The organism is Paenarthrobacter sp. NPDC089322, assembly GCF_040684895.1.
GTDB lineage: Bacteria > Actinomycetota > Actinomycetes > Actinomycetales > Micrococcaceae > Arthrobacter.
Window position 1 is genome coordinate 92,267 of record NZ_JBFBGW010000016.1, and the last position, 15,362, is coordinate 107,628.

14 protein-coding genes are annotated in these 15,362 nt (G+C 62.9%); 7 read left to right on the plus strand and 7 right to left on the minus strand.

The window, feature by feature from the left end; all coding sequences use genetic code 11:
* Positions 1-69: 69 nt before the first annotated feature.
* Both AB0N65_RS15535 and pucL read right to left on the minus strand, forming a co-directional pair.
* Positions 70-1,566, minus strand: coding sequence for a nucleobase:cation symporter-2 family protein (locus tag AB0N65_RS15535; RefSeq protein WP_364163337.1), 1,497 nt, complete (start codon positions 1,564-1,566; stop codon positions 70-72).
* Between the two features lie 215 nt (positions 1,567-1,781).
* A complete protein-coding gene (gene pucL, locus AB0N65_RS15540) occupies positions 1,782-2,696 on the minus strand; it encodes a factor-independent urate hydroxylase (RefSeq protein ID WP_364163340.1) in 915 nt (304 codons plus the stop codon).
* Between the two features lie 383 nt (positions 2,697-3,079).
* Between pucL and AB0N65_RS15545 the strand changes: the two genes are divergently transcribed.
* Positions 3,080-3,256 (plus strand): hypothetical protein, encoded by a 177-nt coding sequence (locus tag AB0N65_RS15545; protein ID WP_014922716.1) that lies wholly within the window; start codon positions 3,080-3,082, stop codon positions 3,254-3,256.
* 85 nt (positions 3,257-3,341) lie between these two features.
* On the opposite strand, the gene AB0N65_RS15550 is transcribed toward AB0N65_RS15545, so the two are convergent.
* A complete protein-coding gene (locus AB0N65_RS15550) occupies positions 3,342-4,271 on the minus strand; it encodes a type IV toxin-antitoxin system AbiEi family antitoxin domain-containing protein (RefSeq protein ID WP_364163344.1) in 930 nt (309 codons plus the stop codon).
* A gap of 151 nt (positions 4,272-4,422) precedes the next feature.
* Positions 4,423-5,760, minus strand: coding sequence for an 8-oxoguanine deaminase (locus AB0N65_RS15555; protein WP_364163346.1), 1,338 nt, complete (start codon positions 5,758-5,760; stop codon positions 4,423-4,425).
* A 422-nt stretch (positions 5,761-6,182) separates the two neighbouring features.
* Here AB0N65_RS15555 and AB0N65_RS15560 point away from each other — a divergent pair, with 422 nt between their 5' ends.
* From AB0N65_RS15560 to AB0N65_RS15580, 5 genes are all read left to right on the plus strand, one after another.
* A complete protein-coding gene (locus tag AB0N65_RS15560) occupies positions 6,183-6,677 on the plus strand; it encodes a nucleoside deaminase (protein ID WP_364163349.1) in 495 nt (164 codons plus the stop codon).
* A gap of 6 nt (positions 6,678-6,683) precedes the next feature.
* The gene (locus AB0N65_RS15565) at positions 6,684-8,264 is read left to right on the plus strand and encodes an NCS2 family permease (RefSeq protein WP_364163352.1); all 1,581 of its coding nucleotides are present in this window, start codon (positions 6,684-6,686) and stop codon (positions 8,262-8,264) included.
* A gap of 326 nt (positions 8,265-8,590) precedes the next feature.
* On the plus strand, positions 8,591-9,829 hold the full coding sequence (locus AB0N65_RS15570; protein ID WP_364163355.1) for an XdhC family protein: 1,239 nt from the start codon (positions 8,591-8,593) through the stop codon (positions 9,827-9,829).
* Positions 9,820-10,728 carry an FAD binding domain-containing protein gene (locus AB0N65_RS15575; protein ID WP_364163358.1) on the plus strand — a complete coding sequence of 303 codons (909 nt, stop codon included), beginning with the start codon at positions 9,820-9,822 and terminating at the stop codon, positions 10,726-10,728. Before AB0N65_RS15570 ends, AB0N65_RS15575 begins: the two co-directional genes overlap by 10 nt.
* Before the next feature lie 13 nt (positions 10,729-10,741).
* Entirely contained in the window at positions 10,742-13,549 is a 2,808-nt protein-coding gene (locus AB0N65_RS15580; RefSeq protein ID WP_364163361.1) for a molybdopterin cofactor-binding domain-containing protein, read from the plus strand.
* Positions 13,550-13,597: 48 nt separating this feature from the next.
* Here the strand turns inward: AB0N65_RS15580 and AB0N65_RS15585 are convergent, their stop codons facing one another.
* Together AB0N65_RS15585 and nboR are read right to left on the minus strand one after the other, a co-directional pair.
* Positions 13,598-14,065: a GNAT family N-acetyltransferase gene (locus tag AB0N65_RS15585; RefSeq protein WP_364163364.1), complete on the minus strand. Its 468-nt coding sequence runs from the start codon at positions 14,063-14,065 to the stop codon at positions 13,598-13,600.
* A gap of 22 nt (positions 14,066-14,087) precedes the next feature.
* Entirely contained in the window at positions 14,088-14,699 is a 612-nt protein-coding gene (gene nboR / locus AB0N65_RS15590) for a nicotine blue oxidoreductase (protein ID WP_364163367.1), read from the minus strand.
* A 186-nt stretch (positions 14,700-14,885) separates the two neighbouring features.
* On the opposite strand from nboR, the gene AB0N65_RS15595 reads away from it, so the two are divergent.
* Complete coding sequence (locus tag AB0N65_RS15595; protein WP_223934473.1) at positions 14,886-15,077, plus strand: DUF1508 domain-containing protein; 192 nt, start codon at positions 14,886-14,888, stop codon at positions 15,075-15,077.
* A 75-nt stretch (positions 15,078-15,152) separates the two neighbouring features.
* Here AB0N65_RS15595 and AB0N65_RS15600 read toward each other — a convergent pair.
* A partial coding sequence (locus tag AB0N65_RS15600; RefSeq protein WP_364163372.1) for a hypothetical protein occupies positions 15,153-15,362 on the minus strand: 210 nt, incomplete at its 5' end.

Consider the following 15,362-nt stretch of genomic DNA (forward strand, 5'->3'; position numbering starts at 1 on the left):
CGGTGAAAAGACAAATAGCGGCAGTGTCCCCCAAGGAAAACACTGCCGCCTTTTTGTCATCAGGTGGTGCTAATGCTCGGACGCGCTGGACGTCTTGAGCGGGACTTCCTTGCCGTCGGCGTCGATGAGCTTGCCGTTCTCGAAGCGGTCGCCTTCGCTCAGGCACTTGATGTCGTCCTCGCTGACAACGCGCTCCGTGCCTGCTACAAACACGGACTGGTTATCAGAGTTGCCGGCCTTGAAGTGGTTGAAAATAATGTTCAGCAGGATCGCCATCACCGCAGCCGAGCTGATGCCGGAGTGGAAGATCGTGGAGAACCAAGACGGGAACTCGTCGTAGAACGCCGGGGCTGCGATGGGGATCATGCCGAAGCCGATGGATGCCGCGACGATGATCAGGTTCATGTTGTTCTTGTACTCGACCTTGGCCAGGGTACGGATACCGCTGGCAGCCACCGTTCCGAAAAGCACGACGCCGGCACCGCCCAGGACGGGCGTCGGCACCGCTGCGACCACTCGCCCGAGGATCGGGAGCAAGCCGAGGACAACCAGGATGACGCCGCCGGCGCTGACCACGAAGCGGCTCTTGATGCCCGTGATCGCCACCAAGCCAACGTTCTGGGCGAAGGCGCTTTGGGTGAAGGAGTTGAAGAGCGGCGAGATCGCGCTGGAAAGCATGTCGGCGCGGAGACCATCGCCGATGCGCCGCGAATCAACCTTGGTGTCGACGATCTCGCCTACGGCGATGATGTCCGCGGAGGTCTCGGTGAGGGTCACCAGGATGACGATGAGCATGGAAATGATCGCGGCGATTTCGAAGGTCGGGGCACCGAAGGCGAAGGGCGTGGGGAACGCGACGATGTCGCCCTGGCCCACCTTGGAGAAGTCGGTCATTCCTGCGACGAACGCAATGATGGTGCCGATGACCATGGCCAACAGGATCGACAGCCTGGAGATCGCTGCGTTGCCAACCTTGCTGAGGAGCAGGACCACGCCCATGGTGGCTGCGGCCAGGCCGATGTTGGCCATGCTGCCGTAGTTTTCAGCCTTGGCGTTGCCGCCCATCGCCCAGTTGGCTGCAACAGGCATGAGTGTCAGGCCGATGGTGGTGATCACGGTGCCTGTCACAACCGGCGGGAAGAATTTGATGATCTTGGAGAACAGGGGAGTAATGGCCAGGCCTATCAGCGAGGCCACTATGACCGAGCCGAACACCGCCTGGATTCCGCCGCCGCCCTGGACAATCGCGACCATGGTGGACACGCCGGCGAACGATACGCCCTGGACGAGCGGCAACTGCGAGCCGAAGAACGGGATACCGACCGTCTGGAGGATAGTGGCCAGACCGCCAACGAACAGGCACGCTGCGATCAGGAGGCCGATGTCCTGGGATGACATGCCGGCGGCCGCGCCGATGATCAGAGGCGGAGCGATGATGCCGCCGTACATGGTGAGGACGTGCTGGAAGCCGTAAGCGAAAGTGCTTCCGATGGAGAGGCGCTGGTCCTCGGGGCGTGCGGCGGTGGTATTCGCTTTCGCGGGGCGGGATTTCTTCTTGATGTTCATGGCAGACTCTCTGGGTTCATGGCAGACGCCTTCGTCTGGCTAACTGTGTCTGGCTAACAAATCTTTGGTGTGCTTGGGGTTTTGGGGTCGGGTTTGTGTACAGGTGATGCCCTCGCGGGGCGCTTACGGGCAAGACCTGTACACAAACTCCGTGGTCAAGTCGGTCCGGTGAGGCCGGTGTGCGGGCCGCCGGGTCCGGCTTGGCTGACCGCTGCTTAGCAGAAGCCGGCGATCCCGCTCCACGCGACGGGTGCTGCTTCGGTGTTGTCGCGCTGGACGGTTGCTTCGATGAGGCCGTACGGACGGTCCGCGGCGTAGAAGACCTCGTTGGGGTTGTCCAGGCCGAACGGACTCAGGTCAACCAGGAAGTGGTGCTTGTTGGGCATGGAGAACTTGATCTCGTCCACTTCGCTGTGTGCTTCCAGGACCTTCTTGCCCATGTCGAAAAGGGTCTGCTGCAGCGCGTGAGAGTAGTTCTCGGTGAAGCCTTCAAGGAGGAGGGCCTTGATGTCCTCGTAGCTCTTGTTGAAGTCCGTGGCTGCGGCGTCCAGGTTGGTGTTGTAGCGCCAGCGGGCGGAGACATCCGTGGCCAGGATACGGTCCGTGGTTTCCGGCAGGGTGGTGTACTTGTCGCGCGGGTAGCCGACAAAGCCCGACTGCGTGGTCTTCAGGACGGTCAGGTCCTTGAGGCCGGCAATGATGTGGGTGGTTGCGCCATCACGGACGACGACGGCGGTACGCACCTCTTGCCCGTTGCGGACGAAGCTGTGGTCGTGTCCCTCACCGTGTGCCTGGATGCGGTCCCAGCTGTAGGCCTCGGCTTCCCAGCGGCCGCCGGTGACCCAGTCGAATTCACCGGTGAAGTGATCGGCAAGGCGGAGCAGGAAGGATTCGGGGGAGCCGACGCCGGCACGGGCGAACGCGTAGATCGTGTTCTTCTGGGTGTCGGTTGCGACGACGTGGCCGTTGTCGCCCTCAAGGTGGGCGGCCTGGAAATCACCGCGGAGCTGCGAGGTGACGTTGAGGTCTTCGATGTGGTGGCGGTCGGTATCCCGGGTGACCTTGACGACGCGGACTTCTGCTTTGCCGTACTGGTTTTCGCCGAGGACGATGTTGTTGCTCATGGTCATATCCCAACTTCTGTGAGGTGGAACCTACGTTCCATCAATGAAATTAAGCGCGTGTTTCCACTGCGTTTCTGGTGGAGCCGACCCCACAAAAAAGAGCCGGCATCCATGGATGCCAGCTCATTACGACCCTGCCTGCTGCTCTCAGGTTACGTGACCTACGCCACGAACTCATTCGAGAGTAGCGCATGATTTCGAGTTGTGTACATGGGTTTCCCGGGATCGTTATGAACCAGCCAAATGTGACCGGGGCAACGGTTTGGGGTCTGGGCGGCCCTTGACGGGACTTTGAGCCGATGCATACACTTTCCACATCTCAATAAAAAGTTTCCAAATTACGGAAACATAAGCACTGGAAACTTATGCACTGGAAAGAGGAGGCACAGATGGACTCGAAGGATACGAACAACGTCGTCGAATTCCCGGCACCGGGTCAGGAGCTGTACCTGCCTTTCGGTGCCACGGATCCGGATTTCTACATCCCGGCGGACTGCGACCGCAAAGCCGGCGGATTCTCCCGCTGGCTCCGCGCACTCCCTGTCTTCGGCCGGCAGCGCCCCTAGGTGCGTCCCATTTCGTGGCCTTGCTGCGTACTGTGCCGTGCGCAGCAACGAATGCGCAGCAAGGCCACGAAACGGATGTCTTACTTCAGTCCCTTAGGGCGCGTAGAACCCGTAGTTTGAACTCCTGCTCGCGAAACAGGTCCCGCCACCGTATGCGAAGGAACCTCCAGCCCACCTCCGTCAAGGCTTTCTCCCGCTGCCGTTCCTGGTAGAGAACCTCATCCGTAGGCGCGTAGTCGAAGTACTTCACTTTGCCATCGAACTCCAAAGCCAGCATCTTCTTCCGCCACGCAAAGTCCAGTCGATGGCGTCCTTCTGGCGTGGTCACCTCCACCTGCAATTCGGGGAGGGCAATTCGTAGTCGCTGAAGCAGCTCGCGTGTGAGCGTTTCGCCGGGGGATTCCGATCTGGGATTGGCATTCTCCAGAGCCCTGCGCAACGTGAGAACCCCGTTGCGTCCTGCCAGATGATTGCTCATACGCTGGATACTTCCAACGTCAGCGCCCATTCGCAGGGCGTGGTCCATCAGCACCAATGATTGTTTGTAATTCAGCATGAGGCAGCAATCCACTACGGTTCGTTCCAAGGATGTGCAGGGCATGCCGCTGACCATACGGACATCAACGGGGTCCAGGCTGCGCGTATGGGGAACCACACCCAAGCCGTGCGAGGATCGGGATGCGGTGGTTGGAGCAGTGACATGAACTGCGTCATCAACGCCCCAAAGAAACAACCCGTGTAGGCGGGCGGCTGAGGTATGGCTATAGATCAACCCCCCGGTAGATGTCGTCAACGTTCCGTGAGCGTGGGCGGCTATCAACTGGCGGCTTCGAACCCAAGGTTTCTGGGCTTCCCACGTGCTACCACGGATATAGCAGCCGCGACGAAGCCTCACCAACTCCCCGCTTCGTGTCAGTGAGGCAATTTTTCTATCGTTGAATCCGGCTTCGAGGAGTTCGCTGGTCCTCCACAGATCCATGCCTTCGGGTAGTTGGTTATGAGGTTTCTTCGCCATAGAACCAGCCTCGAGTGAACGGCCCACAACCCAAAGAGGCCGGCTGCTCTATGTGGAGAATCCCATTTCGTTGGTTTGCTGCGTAGTGTGCCGTGCGCCCGGCACACTACGCAGCGAAGCCACGAAACGGAGAACCTGGCGGCAAGGAACCCTACCCCGCCACCAACTTCCGCGCCGCTGCCGAGTGCTCTGCGATCAGCTGGGCAACGTCCAAGTCAGGAATCGAGCCGTCCACCACGCGCCACCTGCCGCCAACCATCACGCGGTCAGCCCGGTCGGCCCCGCAAAGCAGCAGTGCTGCCACAGGATCATGGCTTCCGGAGAAACGCAGCGAGTCCAGCTTGAAAAGGGCCACATCAGCCTGCATCCCTGGCGCCAGTTGCCCTATGTCCGAGCGACCCAACACACCGGCGGATCCACGCGTCGCCCATGCAAGGGCACGCTCGACGGGCACGGATGCTCCGTAGCGCAACCGTTGCAGGTACAGGGCCTGGCGTGCTTCCAGGATCATGTTGGATGCGTCGTTGGAAGCAGATCCATCCACGCCAAGCCCGACAGGGACACCCGCGTCCTCAAGCTCCAGCACCCGCGCGGTCCCGGAGGCGAGGCGCATATTGGAGGTCGGGCAATGTGCGACGGCGGTGCCCGCGGCTCCCAGCCGGGCGATCTCCTCGTCGTTGAAATGGATGCCATGGCCCAGCCAGGTCCTGGATCCGAGCCAACCAACGGACTCCAAATAATCCACGGTGCGCAGGCCGAACATGGAACGGCAGAAGTCTTCCTCATCGATGGTCTCGGCAAGGTGGGTGTGCAGTCGGACGTCGTAGCGCTCGGCCATCACCGCAGACTCGGCCATGATTTCCTTGGTCACGGAGAACGGCGAGCAAGGTGCCAAAGCGATCTGCACGGAGGCCCCGTCACCGGCCTCGTGATACGCACGAATCAGCCGTTCGCTGTCCGCAAGGATCACCTCCGGCGACTGCACCGTAGTCCTCGGCGGCAGCCCGCCGTCGTCCTCTCCCAAGGTCATGGACCCGCGAGTCAGCGTTGCCCGCATCCCCATGGCCCGGACGGCAGCCACTTCAACGTCAATGGCGTCTTCCATGCCGTCGGGAAACAGGTAGTGGTGGTCCGCGGCCGTGGTGCAACCGGACAGTAGGAGCTCTGCGAGGGCAACCTGGACCGCAAGCTCCAGGCTCCGGGGAGTAAGCCGCGCCCACACAGGGTAGAGGTTCTGCAACCACGGGAACAGGGGAGCGTTGGCAACCGGCCCCCACGCGCGTGTGAGCGTTTGGTAGAAGTGGTGGTGCGTGTTGATCAGGCCGGGCAGCACCACGTGGGAGGACGCATCGAACTCCGCGCAGAGCATAGAGGGCCGGCTACCCGATGGCACCAGTTCAACGATCTTGCCGCCGTCCACCACCAATCCGTTGCCGGCGTCGAGGTTGTTCGCGGTGAAGATACCCAGTGGGTTCTTGATCCAAAGCACTATAGGGCTCCTTGTCTGGTCGGCGTGAATGCGTTCCAGCTCAGTTAGGCCCTGTCTGCTGATCCAGGTGCCGGGCGGCCCTGAGCCGCCCGTGCCTAGAAGCCTAAAATGCCCGACGACGGCAGTCAACGCCCGCGAGGCCCACCCGGTCACATTGGGCTGACAACAGTGGAGAACCCCCGAAATAACGGCGGTTCCGTATGGCGAAATAAAGTTTTCAAAAAACTATGGCGCGGCTCACAAACGTGGTGCTACGCTCTTACTGCCAAAGGCGGGCACCCGGACTCCGGGAAGCTATCTACCAGGCGCAACTTAACCTTCATCGCACATGCTGAAGCCTGGTAACCAAGCAACTGGAGCTCCTCTTTGTGGTGCCTCCCCAACAGGTCGCCCGGCTTCCACAGCACTAAGGAAGTCGCAACATGAGTACAACCGTCACGGCCGAGCAATTCCTGGCCACATCCATTGAGCTGGCAACAGCCAATGTCCTCAACAGTGGTGGCCCTTTCGGCGCCGTCATTGTCACCGCGGACGGACAAGCCTTCCAAGGCGTCAACCGCGTCACCGCCACGAACGATCCCACCGCACACGCAGAAGTTACGGCCATCCGGAACGCCTGCCGCGAACTCGGAACGTTCGACCTCAGCGGAGCCACCCTCTACACCAGCTGCGAACCATGCCCCATGTGCCTGGCCTCCGCACTCTGGGCCCGTATCGACCGCGTGTTCTTCGCCGCGGACCGCCACGACGCCGCATCCGTCGGCTTCGATGACGCAGTGTTCTACGAGTACTTCGAGAACGACAACCGGGACGCGCTGATGCCGGTAGCCAAGCTGGAACTGGGCGATCCCCAGGCTCCCGCGGTCCTCCAGCCGTTCACCACATGGAACACCCTCGATTCCAGGATCGACTACTAGGGCCCGGTGGCTGACATGGAAATCCTGGATACCGCAGAAATGCAGAACGCAGCTGAAAAGCAGGCTGCGCCCCTTCCCAACGGGAACACCGGCGCAGAGCCCGCAGCGGCACATTCAAAGAACGCAAAGAACACTGCCGGATCGGCCGGCGGTGGCAATAAGAACTTCCTGGACAAGTTCTTCCAGATCACCCAGCGCGGCTCCACGCTTGCCCGCGAATTCCGGGGCGGCCTGGTCACGTTCTTCACCATGGCGTACATCGTCATCCTGAACCCGCTCATCCTGGGTGGTTTCTCGGCAGATAACGCGCCGACTGACGTGGCGGGAGGCTGGCTCTCCGCTGCCCAGGTAGGCGCGGTCACCGGCCTGACCGCCGGCGTCATGACAATCGTTTTCGGCCTCATCGCCAACCTGCCCTTCGGTCTCGCCGCCGGCCTGGGCATCAACTCCTTCCTCGCCGTTGCGGTGATCCAGGAAGTCACGTGGCCTGAAGCCATGGGCCTGGTGGTCATCAACGGCATCCTGATCGTGCTTTTCGGCGCCACAGGTGCACGGACCGCGATCTTCAAGGCAGTCCCCAAGGAACTCAAGGCCGCCATCACCGTTGGCATTGGCCTGTTCATCGCCTTCATTGGCTTTGTCGACTCCGGATTCGTCCGTCCCACCAAGGGCGGCCCACCGGTCCAGCTCGGCAATGATGGGTCCATCACGTCCATCCCCACGCTCGTTTTCATCATCGGACTGCTGGTCATGGGTATCCTCGTGGCTCGCAGGATCCAGGGCGGCCTGCTCATCGGCATCGTCGCCACCACGGTCCTCGCCGCCGTTGCCGAGGCTGTGTTCAAGATCGGTCCCGGCAGCGCAGACAACCCCGGCGGCTGGCACCTCAACACACCCGTCCTGTCAGGCCAGCTGGTGTCTGTTCCGGACCTGAGCCTGGTGGGCCAGTTCGATGTCTTTGGTTCGTTCGCCAGGATTGGCGGCCTCGCGGCCACCATGTTGGTCTTCACCTTGGTGTTCACCAACTTCTTCGACGCAATGGGCACCATGACGGGCCTGGCCAAGAGTGCGGGCGTGGCACATAAGGACGGCACGTTCCCCAAGCTGAAGTCGGCCTTCATCGTCGAAGGCATGGGTGCCGTGGTTGGCGGTGCGACATCGGGCTCCTCCAACACGGTGTACATCGACTCCGCGGCAGGCATCGGTGAAGGCGCCCGCACAGGACTGGCATCGGTAGTTACCGGCGCGCTGTTCCTGGGATCGATGTTCTTCACGCCGCTCACCTCGGTGGTGCCGCTGGAAGTAGCCGCAGCAGCGCTGGTTGTGGTGGGCGCAATGATGATGGCGCAGATCCGCGAGATCAAGTTCACCAAGTTCTCCATCGCGTTGCCGGCCTTCCTGACCATCGTGACCATGCCGCTGACGTACTCCATCGCCAACGGTATCGGCGTGGGCTTCATCTCCTTCGCAGTCATCAGTGCAGCGTCAGGTAAAGCCAAAAAGGTCCACCCCTTGATGTGGGTGGTCACGGCGGGCTTCATCATCTACTTCGCCCGGGGCCCGATCAATGCCCTGATGGGCGTCTAGCCGGAGCCCACCCGTGCCGGCGGACCCTTCCGGCACCCCGATCGGCGGTCCGTTCGCCGCGCCGCACGAATAGGCGTCCGCCGTCGTGGTCCCTTGGGATAGGGCACGACGGCGGGCGGCGGCGGAAGCGAACGGCACCGCTATGGAGCTCTTGGCTCCATGGAGCAGGGCGGGGAGATGAAGCCCCGCCCTGCTCCGCCACCCCTTGAATTTATGCACCGCGACTAACCCTCAACTTCCTCGGAGAATGAGAATATGAGGCAAGATCGCGCACTGCTCCGGCCGGTCCACCCGGCCGGGACACCTGGACAAAAGGACGTGTTGCCATGCTGGATCTGATGCCCTCGCTGGGCAGCTGGCGGCCTGCGGTCACTGGCCAACGGTGCGCTGTGGCCACGATCGTCGGTACGGGCGGTTCCGTGCCGCGGCCGATGGGGACCTCCATGATGGTCTCCGAGCACGGTGAAATCCTGGGCAGTTTGTCCGGAGGCTGCGTGGAAGGCGCCGTGGTGGAGGCGGCCTTGGAAGCAATGCGCGACGGCGGCCCCCGCCTTGAGTCTTTCGGTTACAGTTCCGAGGACGCGTTCGCAGTCGGGCTCACTTGTGGAGGGGAACTGGAAGTCCACATCCAACCGCTTGGTGTGGAGTCCCGGGAACTGGCCGTCCTTACACGCCAGGATGATCAGGGACCTGCCGCCCTGGCGCTCATCCGCAGGCTGGACGCCGGAGGAGGTGCCGTCGTCGTGCATGATCCCGTGCGGTTCCGGGCGATGGAGTCACCGGAACTGGCACGGCTCGTGGGCGACCATCCGGCCACGCTGATGGCCGCAGCCGCCCAAGTGGAACCGCTGCTCCAAGGTGGGCGTGCCGGTCTGGCCCGGTTGGCCCCAGCCGAGGGCTGCATCGATGGGTGGATGACAACCGAGAGATTGGCAGCCCCCATCCCGCCCCGGGAAGAACCGCAGCCCATCACTCTTTTCGTTGAAAGCCGCTTGCCGGCTGCGCGCATGCTGATCTTCGGTGCAAACGACTTCGGGGCCGCGCTGCTTCCCGCAGGGCAATTGCTCGGCTACAACGTGACCCTTTGCGATGCCCGGCCGGCTTTTGCGCAACAGAACCGGTTTGCCGGCGCCGACCAGGTGGTCACCGACTGGCCTCACCGCTACCTGGAAAGCGAAGCCGCGGCCGGACGCATCGATCGCCGCACTGTGGTCTGCGTCCTCACCCACGACCCCAAATTTGATATTCCCTTATTGGAGACGGCGCTGGGTTTGAACCTGGCCTACGTAGGCGCCATGGGTTCCCGGCGCAGCCATCGGCAACGGATCGACGCGCTCCTCGATGCCGGCACACCTGCGGAAGACTTGGAACGCCTGCATTCACCCATCGGCCTGGACCTTGGCGCGGTGACTCCCGCCGAAGTGGCTGTCGCAATCACCGCGGAGATCGTAGCGGAACGGGGGAGCGGCACTGCCGGGCATGTACGCGTCTCCTCGCTCAAGGACACTTCCGGGCCCATACACGTTGCCCCTCAACACCTTATTCAGGAGGACCCATGGACATGAACACCATCGACGCTGTGGTGCCCACCACGGACCCGTCGCAGTGGCGCGAGGGAGACGCCTGGCTGGCCGGCGGGACGGTCCTCTTCTCCTACGGAAGCACCGTCCTCAAACGGCTCCTTGATTTGGGGACCGCCGGGTGGCCTTCCATTACCGTGACCGATGAGGGCATCGAACTCGCCGCGACCTGCACGGTGGCCGAGCTCTATGACCTCCCCGCTTCCGACGGGGCCGCACACCGGGAATGGCCGGCTCTGGCCCTGATCCGCCCCAGCTGCGATTCGTTCGTAGCGTCATTCAAGGTGTGGAACATGTCCACGGTAGGCGGCAACATCTGCACCTCCCTTCCCGCCGGGCCGATGATTTCGCTGTGCGCAGCCCTGGATGGCGTGGCAACGATTCTCAGCCCTGACGGCACCCGCACAGTCACCGTTGCGGACTTCGTGACCGGAGAGCAGGAGAACGTCCTTGCCCCCGGCGAGTTGCTCCGCAGCATCCACCTTCCCGCCGAAGCCCTGTCAGCCCGCGTGGCTTTCCGGCGCTTGTCCTTGAGTAACCTCGGCCGTTCCGGGGTGCTCTTGATCGGCCGCCTGGACCCTGTCTTTGGCTTGGTCATCACGGTGACCGCATCCACCAAGCGGCCCGTACAGCTCCGGTTCCCCGCCGATCAGGTTCCCGACGCAGCAGCACTGGCCACCGCCGTCGAGCGTTCCATTCCCTGGCCGCTGATCCACGACGACATCCATGGACTTCCGGCGTGGCGGCGGGACATGACGTTCAAGCTCGCTGAGGAAATCCGTGCGGAGCTGCTGGACGAATCGATGACGGTGTCCGGCGACTTCTGGCCACCGCACGCCACCTCGCCCCAGCCGTCCACGCAACCCGAAATTTCAGGCACCTAAAAGGAGGCCTCCCATGGCAATTGAGATCAACGGCGCTGCCTCGCAGGCCACCCCCCGCCCAGGCCAGTGCCTCAGGACTTTCCTCCGTGAACAAGGCAACCTCGGCGTCAAGAAGGGTTGCGACGGCGGTGACTGCGGCGCCTGCACCGTCCACGTTGACGGCACCCCCGTGCACAGCTGCATCTATCCGGCCGTCCGCGCCGAGGGCAAGTCCGTCACCACCATCGAGGGCCTTTCCACCGGGGAAGGCCTGCACCCTGTGCAGGAGCAGTTCCTTGAGGCGCAAGGTTTCCAGTGCGGCTTCTGCACCGCGGGCATGATGATGACGGCGGCAACGTTCGACGACGAACAACGCGCCAACTTGCCACGCAACCTCAAGGGCAATCTCTGCCGTTGCACGGGCTACCGCTCCATCGCCGACGCTGTCTGTGGACACGGCGGGGAACACCGGCACGACGCCGGAACGGACGTTTCCGGGGCACAGTCACCTGACACCGTGCCGGCTTCGCCCGGGCAGCTGGGTGACAACGTTCCCGCTCCCGCCGGCCATGCCGTGGTGACCGGAACTGCCCGCTACACCCTGGATGTCCCGGCGGAGCAGTTGCCCGGATTGGTGCATTTGAAGCTGGTTCGTTCGCCGCATCCGCACGCCCGGATCGTCTCGATCGACAAAGCCCCCGCGCTTGCCGTGCCCGGCGTCGTGGCGGTATTCACCCACGAGGACGCCCCGCAGCAGTTGTTCTCCACCGCGCAGCACGAGCACTACACCGACGATCCTGATGACACCCGCGTGCTGGACAACGTGGTGCGGTTTATCGGGCAGCGCGTTGCAGCTGTTGTTGCCGAGTCGGTGGGCGCTGCGGAGGCAGGGGCCCGGGCACTGGCTGTCGAGTACGAACTCCTGGAGCCGGTGTTCACGCCGCAGGAGGCCATCCTTCCGGGAGCGCCGGCCATCCATGGAGACAAGGACGCAGCCTACTCCCGTATTTCCCGGCCGCTGCAGAACGTGGTGGCCGAGGTCCACGCGGAGCTGGGAAGCGTTGAAGACGGTTTCGCAGCGGCGGACTTCATTCACGAGCACACCTACACAACGCAACGGGTTCAGCACGTCGCCATGGAAACCCATGCGTCCATTGCCTGGCTGGATGAACAGGGCCGCTTGATTATCCGTTCTTCCACCCAGGTTCCTTTCCTCGTGAAGCGAACCTTGACCCGGCTGTTCGGGCTGGCGGATGAGTCGGTTCGGGTGGTCGCCGGTCGGGTCGGGGGAGGCTTTGGCGGCAAGCAGGAAGTCCTCACCGAGGACCTGGTTGCCCTGGCCGCTCTGGTGCTCAAGCGGCCCGTGCAGGTGGAGTTCACCCGGACCGAGCAGTTCACGGCTGCCACCACGCGCCACCCATTCACCATTCATCTCAAAGCAGGCGCCAGCCGTGACGGTTATCTGACCGCGCTGCAGTTGGACGTCCTCACTAACACCGGCGCGTACGGTAACCACGCACCCGGGGTCATGTTCCATGGCTGCGGTGAATCGTTGGCGGTCTACAAGTGCGTGAACAAGAAAGTGGACGCCCACGCCGTCTACACGAACACGGTCCCGGCGGGTGCGTTTCGTGGGTATGGCTTGAGCCAGATGATCTTCGCGATCGAGTCCGCCATTGATGAGCTGGCCATTGGAATCGGCATGGATCCCATGGAGTTCCGGCTCAAGAACATGGTCCGCCCCGGAGACCACATGCTGTCCACCACCCCGGAGCCCGAAGAGGATGTGCACTACGGAAGCTATGGGCTGGACCAGTGCGTGGCCTTGGTGCGCGACGCCCTGGATCGCGGCAAGGAACGCTATCGTGCTGCAGGCCTGGACGACCTTGGGCCTGATTGGGTCGTGGGGGAAGGCTCAGCCCTTTCGATGATCGACACCGTCCCGCCGCGCGGCCACTTCGCCCACACCCGGGTGAGCCTGGAAGCGGATGGAGGGTTCGCCGTCGACGTCGGTACTGCGGAATTCGGGAACGGCACCACAACCGTCCATGCGCAGCTGGCTGCCACGGCCTTGGCGACCTCGGCCTGCAAGATCAAGGTCCGGCAGTCCGATACCGACCTCGTGGAGCACGATACCGGTGCTTTCGGCTCAGCGGGGACCGTGGTTGCGGGCAAGGCGACGCTTGGCGCCGCGCTGGAGTTGGCCACCCGGATCCAAACTGTGGCTGCCTCTCTGACCGGGGTTCCCCTCGCGGAGTGTCGGCTGGTTGACGGCGCTGTTGAATGTGCCGGGCGCCGGGTGACGCTCAAGGAGATTTACGACGCCGGGACTCTCCAAGGCGTCCGTCTCGCCACCGACGGCAACTGGGGAGGCACACCGCGTTCCGTAGCCTTCAACGTCCATGGCTTCCGCGTTGCCGTTAATACGGGAACCGGCGAGCTGCGGATCCTGCAGAGCGTGCAGGCTGCCGATGCGGGAGTGGTGGTGAATCCGCGCCAGTGCCGAGGGCAGATCGAGGGCGGGATCGCGCAGGCGCTTGGAGCTGTGCTGTACGAGGAAGTGAAAGTGGACCAGGAAGGGCGGGTCACCACGGATATCCTGCGGCAGTATCACATTCCATCGTTCGCGGATGTGCCGCGCAGTGAAGTCTATTTCGCCACGACCAACGACTCCACAGGCCCGCTCGGTGCCAAGTCCATGAGCGAGAGCCCCTTCAACCCCGTGGCGCCTGCCTTGGCCAACGCGATCCGCAACGCGACCGGGATCCGTTTCGGTGAGCTCCCCATCGCACGGGACAAGATCTACCTTGCCCTCCGCGACCGCACTCTGATACCCAACTGAGTCGCATTAGTGCGCGTTATGAGCCGTCAAAACGCGCACTATTGCGACCTACTTGGGTGAGAGGGGGAGCTCCATGAAAACGCTGTTCGGGTCCAGCGCGTAATCACCAAAGGGAGGGCATTCCGTAAACCCGTGGCGTGCGTACAACCGGCGGGCGGGAGCGAAGTACTCCTCGGTTCCCGTTTCCAGGCTGAGCCGTTCGTAGCCACGGTTCCGCGCTTCGGCCACTATGTGCTTCAGCATGGACGTCGCAACGCCACGACCACGCGCGGCTGTTGTGGTCCGCATCGACTTGATTTCAGCATGGCCGGGGGACAAAGCCTTTAGCGCGCCGCACCCCAGCAGTACGCCGTCTTCGCGGGCAGTCCAGAAGGTGATCGACTCCTGCGACAATGCTGAATGATCCAACGCATGCACGCTCTCTGCCGGCGACGTAGCGAACATGTCGGCCAAGTGTTCGCTGAGGAGCCGGGAGACATCAGGGCGTGCGGGATCGTCAGTTTCGATGCGGATCATGCATCCCAATCTACCGGCCAAGCTAGCCATCCAAGAGATGCAACTGGTCCTTGGTGTCCAGATCCTCGCCGGAGCAGAGATCGCTGCAGTCCACCAGGTCCACGAGCCCCGGATGGGCCTTCAGGAACGATCGCGCACCCGTGTCACCATTCGCCGCTTCCGCGGCTTGCTCTCGGAGTCCGACGTCGAAAATCACCGGGTGCCGGCGCTTCAGTCGGCCTGACTCGTCAGGATAGGCGGCTGCGGTGACCCGGCCGGGACGGTGGCTGCCGAGCAACCTGCTGACCGCCGTCGGGGTTAATCCGGGCTGGTCCACCAGCGCAACCATGATGCTGTTGCCCGCCGTAGCGGCATCGATTCCAGCGCGGAACGAGCCGGACATTCCCTTGGCCCAGGCCTCATTTACAACCACCCGGTAATCACGAAGGTCCGTGGACGCCCGGACGTTGCCTGCTTCGGCGCCGAGCACCACCACGACCTCGCGGCAGCCGCCGTCAAAGAGAGTGTCGGCGAGCACCTCCACCAGGGTGCGGCCGCGGAACGGCAGCAACGCCTTGGGGCCGCGGCCCAAGCGGGTGCCGGCTCCTGCGGCGAGCAGGACACCCGTGGTGGGTGCCACGCCGGATTGAGTCATATCCTCACCATACGCGCGGGGTTGTGTGAGGTCTCTAGCTCGGCCCCGGCTTTCAGGAACGTCTACCAAAATCGGTTGCAAACTACTCGTCGGTAGGGCTGTTGGTGGCGTCGGGCGGCGATTACTGTCTGTAGGGAATTGTTCAAATCAGCTCTAATGCAATGACGCGTGGAGGAATAGGGGAAGATGGCGGGCAGTTTCGAAATTCTCAAGGCCGGCACCAACACGTTCCGGTTTCGACTCACAGCCGATGACGGCACAGTTGTGGCAGTGTCGCCACAGTTTCCCAATTTGAAGGCCGTAGTGGCAGGCATTAACGCCGTCCGGGAAAACGCAGCCACAGGATTTGTGGTGGACCGGAGGAACCTGGGGACGTAAGTCCCGGTTCCGCACAGGACAAAAGGTGGCGGCGGTGTTCTTTTATGAACACCGCCGCCACCTTTTTGCATGGGGTCAGGCGTCGCCGCCTGCCCCACCCGTGGTGCCGGCGTTGACGTCGTGCAGCTTGTAGCGGTCAATGGCGTACGACGGCGCGCCCTCCTCGACCTCGCCCCTCGCCGCCAGCATCTGGAGGGTTTTGGCGACGATGGAGTGGGTGTCGTTTTTGAAGTAGCGGCGGGCGGCTTGGCGGGTGTCGGAGAAGCCGAAGCCGTCTGCTCCGAG